We start from the raw sequence: 6,039 nt of genomic DNA on the forward strand, positions 1-6,039 counted from the left end.
GTTAGAAGCTAATAATATACAGTACCAACATCCATAAGCATTCAAAACACTTCACTGATCAGTAGATTATGTAAGGTATAAGTTCTCAAATCTAAAGGACTATTTATCTTTAATCGATTAACAGCTATCTACATCCATTGAATTTTTAGATTCTTATGAATCTACAAAAAGAAAATCAGCTAAATTCTGCAATCTTTGCAATTTTTATTTTTAAGGTTTCTTCAAGATTATTAAATGCAGAAATAAATTTGTCTCGTATTAAAGATACTAACTCATCTGCATCATCTTCATTGTACACATGAACAGAGCTATTTCTTTTTTTCAACATCAGTAACCATGATTCAGAATCAGAAATAAAACCAACCTTGTAGGCTAGTTGAAGGATCTCTCTAGGTGAACCGACATCTGCACCTTCAACACCGTGAATTCTTAATACTTCCTGAAGAGCCTTCCATGAAAGTTCAAAAGTCAGATTAAACTGTGCAATCACACCTGTTCTGTATATTTCATTTTCAAAAGTCAGCTCAAAATCAGCTTTTTTTAACACCTTTAAACAATTGGAGAAATTTTCAAACTTTTTCATAAATTACAACTCCGTCCTTTTCAATCTCCAATTTAAGTTTATCGGAAATATTACTACTTGCATCAATAATATCAAAAGTTATTAGAGAATCTACTTTATCCATTATGTTCCAATAAAATAAATCGAAGTTTCCTCCATATACAGCAAGATCAATATCACTTCTTTGAGAATTTGTTCCTCTTGCTCTAGAACCAAAAAGAATAACTTTATCTACCGAACTTATTTCAGCAAATTTTGTTATATCCTTTAATACAGATTCAGGAATATCTTTTTTCATAAAAATTTTAAACCATTTACATATTTTGTCGGTAAAGTAAGACAACAGTTTCTACATGTGATGTATATGGAAACATATCAAAGCCAATCACTTTTTCAATTGCATATCCGTTTTTGCAAAGTGTCTTTATATCTCTGCTAAGAGCTTTTAATGAGCAGAAAATATAGCTTAGTTTTACACCTGGTTTTAAAGAACATAAAGCAAGGCTAGCATCTTCACCTATACCTACTCTTGATGGATCACATATAAGTGCATCCACATTTTTATTTGTAAGATCTTTAATACACTTCTTTATATCTGAACATATAAAGGAAACATTGTGTACATTATTCTCCTGTGCATTGATCTTTGCAGCCTCTATTGATTCTTCAACAATCTCAACACCTGTAACATGAGAAAAATGAGAGCTTAACTGAAGAGTCATTGTTCCTACACCGCAGCACAGATCTAAAGCATTTGACTCTCTGCTTTTGCTGTCTTTTATAGCCGTTTTGCAGTAATCAACAGCACACTGATACAGCTTTTGTGCAACAGGATAGTTAACCTGTAAAAAGGTTCTTGAATCAGCTTTAAAGTTAAATCCAGACAGTGGCAGATCAATTTTCTGTTTTTGACCTAAAGAAATTACCTTACCATCGATAACCTTATTACTGTCATTATCATGCAGATTTACAAATATTGCCTCGATGTTGAATTTCTCACAAAGAGTCTTATATACATCCATTATCTGCAGCTCTGGCATCCTGCTGACACTTAGAGCACATAGTCTTGCAACCTTTGTATCTCTTAACGTTAGGGAACGGACAAGACCTGATTTACGCTCCTCATCATAAGCTAAGATATTGTATGAATTGAATAGATCGCAAAGTTCACATGAAAACTTACTGAACCATTCAGGTTCAAACTGACATTCACGTACTTCCTCTACCTGATGGGAACGTGGTTTATAAAAGCCCTGAATAATCCTTCCTGACTGATTTGCAAAGTATCTTATGCTTTTATATCTGCAAGGTTCATCAAATGAGGATGGAACAATCTTTATATCTTCCTTATAGTCAATATCAGCATCTTTAAGGGCATCTTTTATCATCTGTGCCTTACGTCTTAAGGTAGCTTCATATTTCATAGCACCAAAAGCATAAACACTAAGATTTGAAAGTTCACCTTCATGATCTTCTCTGTCTGATGATTTGCTTATATATTCAAGAACTGTTGCAGGTCTTCTTTTTGAGCCGTTAGCAAATGGAGGCAAGATCTTAGCTTTTACAGTTTCTCCATCTAGTACATTCTCAAGATAGATCTCATAGCCATCGATATATGCAATACCTACACCGTACTCATCTATTTTCAAAGCTGTAAGTTCTACAGGAGAGTCGTACTCTTTAAATGGGATCTGCTTTTGTTTTCTGCTCATAATATAAACTCTTTGCTTTTACTGAACACATATTAGCAAAACGTCAGTGCATTTATAAAAAAATAAGCTAATATTACAAAAAAAATAATTACTGTTAATGAGGTTTCTATGAAATTCTATTCAGCACTTTTAATCAGTGGCTCTATATTAGCAATGTCACTTACCGGCTGTACAAATCCAACATCAAAAGCTGGAACAAGAAGCACCTATTATGAAGGTGTGATTGAAGATATCGAAATTATCGATATTCAAACAAATCAGATGAATGACGGAAACAACACTATTATTGGTGCTATTGCTGGTGCAATCATCGGTAATATGGTTAATAATCACTCAACAGGTACAATTGTTGGTGCAGGACTTGGTGCTGTTGCTGGTAATGCTGTATCAAAGGTAGCTAACAGAACTGATGGTGTAAGACTTACTGTTGAGACAGATAATGGCCCTATGATTATCGATATGCCATTCTCATGCAAATACAAGGTTGGCAAGAAGGTTCGTCTAGTATCAGATGGCGACAGAGGAACCATTATGGTTGAGTCTAACGGAAAATATAAAACTGCAACACAAGACAACTATAACACCTGTCCTTTAGTTTACGAAGAAATCAAATCTAACTAACTTGCTCCTATCTGTACGCAGTATGAAAGTGCTGCGTACTACTCTAAAAGAGTCTATCTCAATCAATTCATGATAAAGTCCAATATGGACAGATCCTTTCTTGAATAGCATTCTGACAATAGAGAATACACCACAGCTTTACACTAAAGCATTGCTCTTTTTTAAACTAGTGATTGGTGATTTTTAAATATAGATTTGAATTTGAAGGTGGTGGCCCATTCCTGATTTGAACAGGAGACCAAACGATTATGAGTCGTCTGCTCTGACCAACTGAGCTAATGGGCCTTAAACGCAAACATTTTACATTTAAGTACTTTTTTCGTCAAGCAAAAAACGCTTTAAATACAAAACTTAGCAACGCTAAAATTTAATTTAACAACACGATTAGGTTGTTTATTCGTAAAGCCTATGCTTAGAAAAATCAAAAATATGCTCGAAATACTCTTGCTTTGATGTTTAATTTCCGATTTTAGTAAAGGACCGTTAAAAGAAGGAAGTGACTAGATTAAAGCCATCTTGTTCTTATATCAATGTTTACACATCCTTATGGACGAAACTGCATTTTATTCTGTATTAATGAGTACTTAGCGAGTGCTTCATTATCCCCCTGATTCATTTTTATCTTCAGCTCATCAGCTTTATCTTTTAATGGTTTTGATATAACCTCAATTAAAAGCTGAACAAAATAATCTACTCTGTCATTAAATGGGATATCGCTTCCATCTTGATGTGTGATAATAAGAGGTGCACTAATCAGTTTGCGAACAATAGAATCATATTCGCTTTCTCTAGTATATTCTATAAGCTCTGATGGAGTTAAATCTCTCTTTGAACCTATAAGTTTTATAAGATACCCTAATACATTGGTTCCAGGTATTTGAAGAGAAGAGCACAGATTTACAAATGATTCTATTTTGAATTCATAAAATACTGTAGAGACAATTGTTGGCTGCTGACAGATAAAGGCAATCAGTCGTCTCATTGGGGTATTTAGAATATTGCCCTGATCGTCGTGTGTTTTTATATCATCCTTAAATATATTTGCATCAGATGTTTCACCATCAAGAGTTTTTTTGAGCATATCATAAAGCTGATTCTCTGCAATTCCTGATGTAGCAGATAATAGCTTTAGAGCAACCGATCTTAAAGCTAGAACCGGGATCTTACTGATATATTTAATTGTTTCTGATACAAATAGTGCAAGACCATTAGGATCGGAAAGATTATATTCTGTTGACAGATGAGCAATTAAAAACTCAGGATAGGTAATAGCATTATCAAGATATGATACAAAAGCTGACAGTCCCTGCTCTTTTACTAATGAATCAGGATCATGCTCAACTGGCAGGAATGAGAATCTTATTTCCTTATCATCCTGCAAAATAGGAGTAATTGTAACTAGTGCATGCCAGGCTGCATGTCTACCTGCACTATCACCATCATAACAGCAGATAACCTTATCGGTATATCTGAACATTTCTGTTATCTGTTCAACTGTTGTTGCTGTGCCTAATGATGCTACAGCATAATTACATCCAGATTGTCTTACAGAAATTACGTCCATATAACCTTCAACCACAACTATTCTTGCAGGACGGTTATTATTGGCTTTTAATGTTTCATAAAGACCGAACAGTTCGTTTCTTTTCTTATAAATTGGAGTTTCTTTGGTGTTCATATACTTAGGCTTATCATCACCCATAGTTCTTCCACCAAAAGAAATTACTCTACCCCTTTTATCAAAGATAGGGATCATTACACGATTACGGTACATTCCATGAACACCGTATTCGCCTTTAACTAGCAAACCAAGATCGATTAAGATCTGCTCATCATCTTTGCTTCTGCATAAGGATTCTTGCAGGAATCTTGGATTTTTAGGAGCATAACCAAGTCTTGCTTCAACAATAGTCTTATCAGATAAGCCTCTTTGATTTTTAAAATATGCCAAACCTTCAGCACCCTGAGCTGAATTTAGAGCACTTGTAAACAGGCTTGCAGCTCTATCCATAAAATCAAAGTAGATTTTCTGTTTGTCTGCAGCCTCTTTTGACTGATGAGCACCTTTTTCATACTCAACTTCAATACCTGCAAAAGCTGCAACCTCTTCAACTGCTTCGACAAAGCTTAAATTCTTATATTTCATGGCAAAATCAATTACATTGCCATGCTCTTTGCATCCAAAGCAGTAGAACATCTGTTTTGATGGAGTTATGCTGCAAGATGGTGTCTTTTCATGATGAAAAGGACAGCAGCACATATAATTTGAGCCACTTTTTTTAAGATTAACAAACTGACCGATATATTTTTCAATCGGTACATTTGCTAGCAATCTGTCTGTGATAAAACTCTTTTTTATAAATGGCATAGACTATATCTCCTTAATGGTATTCTAGCCTAAGTAAAGATAATTTTCTTTAATTTGATCCTAGTTTTTAAAAGCTCATCCTTGTTCTGTAAATTCTGTTTTTGTTGAACTTAAGAGAAGTTTCAAGGATAATTTAATTATCGGAGGGACTATGGCCACATATATTATCGGTGATCTTCACGGCTGTTTTGATGAATTTGAAAAGCTGCTTGATAAAATCTCATTTAACGGAAAAAAAGATCAGATTATTTTTACAGGTGATCTGATAGGTCGTGGCCCAAAACCTCTAGAAACACTCAATCTTATACTTAAATTAAAAAAGGAATATAAAAACTCTGTTTATTCCGTTTTAGGAAATCATGATCTGAATTTTCTTGCTGTTTACTACAAACTCAAAGAAGCCAAAAGAAAAGACAATCTTGATGTGGTTTTAAAAGCATCCAATATAGATAAAATCATTGAGTTTTATAAAGGCTGTGACCTTTTATATGTTGATCATGATAAAAAGCTTGCCGTTGCCCATGCAGGCATCTATCCTAAGTGGACAATTGATGAGGCAATTGAGCACAGCATGGCTGTATCATCTGTTCTAAAGGATGAAATAAGAGCACAGCTTTTGCTGTCTAACATGTATGCTGACTTTCCTGATCACTATGATCCTCTGCTTTGTGAATCCGATATGTGCTACTGGAGATTTATTATAAGCTCCTTTACAAGAATGAGACTTATAAGAACCGATCTTAAACTTGATTATGGCCACAAGGACTGCTCTGTTC

At 34.4% G+C, this 6,039-nt stretch carries 6 protein-coding genes and 1 tRNA gene; 2 read left to right on the forward strand and 5 right to left on the reverse strand.

The genetic code is table 11. From position 1 onward, the window contains the following. Nucleotides 1–175 precede the first annotated feature (175 nt). The 3 genes from ACJML3_RS04275 to rlmD are packed head-to-tail and all read right to left on the reverse strand — an operon-like array spanning nt 176 to nt 2,274. Nucleotides 176–583 carry an HI0074 family nucleotidyltransferase substrate-binding subunit gene (locus ACJML3_RS04275; RefSeq protein ID WP_219937245.1) on the reverse strand — a complete coding sequence of 136 codons (408 nt, stop codon included), beginning with the start codon at nt 581–583 and terminating at the stop codon, nt 176–178. Next, entirely contained in the window at nt 570–860 is a 291-nt protein-coding gene (locus ACJML3_RS04280) for a nucleotidyltransferase domain-containing protein (protein ID WP_219937244.1), read from the reverse strand. The genes ACJML3_RS04275 and ACJML3_RS04280 overlap by 14 nt, the downstream gene beginning before the upstream one ends. A gap of 16 nt (nt 861–876) precedes the next feature. Beyond that, the gene (gene rlmD, locus ACJML3_RS04285; RefSeq protein ID WP_406020907.1) at nt 877–2,274 is read right to left on the reverse strand and encodes a 23S rRNA (uracil(1939)-C(5))-methyltransferase RlmD; all 1,398 of its coding nucleotides are present in this window, start codon (nt 2,272–2,274) and stop codon (nt 877–879) included. A gap of 108 nt (nt 2,275–2,382) precedes the next feature. On the opposite strand from rlmD, the gene ACJML3_RS04290 reads away from it, so the two are divergent. Then, nucleotides 2,383–2,895, forward strand: coding sequence for a glycine zipper domain-containing protein (locus ACJML3_RS04290; RefSeq protein WP_406020909.1), 513 nt, complete (start codon nt 2,383–2,385; stop codon nt 2,893–2,895). 208 nt (nt 2,896–3,103) lie between these two features. Here ACJML3_RS04290 and ACJML3_RS04295 read toward each other — a convergent pair. Next, nucleotides 3,104–3,180: transfer RNA gene (locus ACJML3_RS04295), tRNA-Ile, on the reverse strand. A gap of 259 nt (nt 3,181–3,439) precedes the next feature. Continuing rightward, nucleotides 3,440–5,263, reverse strand: a complete 1,824-nt coding sequence (dnaG, locus tag ACJML3_RS04300) for a DNA primase (RefSeq protein ID WP_406020911.1) — start codon at nt 5,261–5,263, stop codon at nt 3,440–3,442. Nucleotides 5,264–5,414: 151 nt separating this feature from the next. On the opposite strand from dnaG, the gene ACJML3_RS04305 reads away from it, so the two are divergent. Then, nucleotides 5,415–6,039 (forward strand): symmetrical bis(5'-nucleosyl)-tetraphosphatase (locus ACJML3_RS04305; protein WP_406020913.1); only part of this gene is annotated, 625 nt, incomplete at its 3' end.

It is taken from the genome of Succinivibrio sp. (genome assembly GCF_045124615.1).
Lineage (GTDB): Bacteria > Pseudomonadota > Gammaproteobacteria > Enterobacterales > Succinivibrionaceae > Succinivibrio > Succinivibrio faecicola.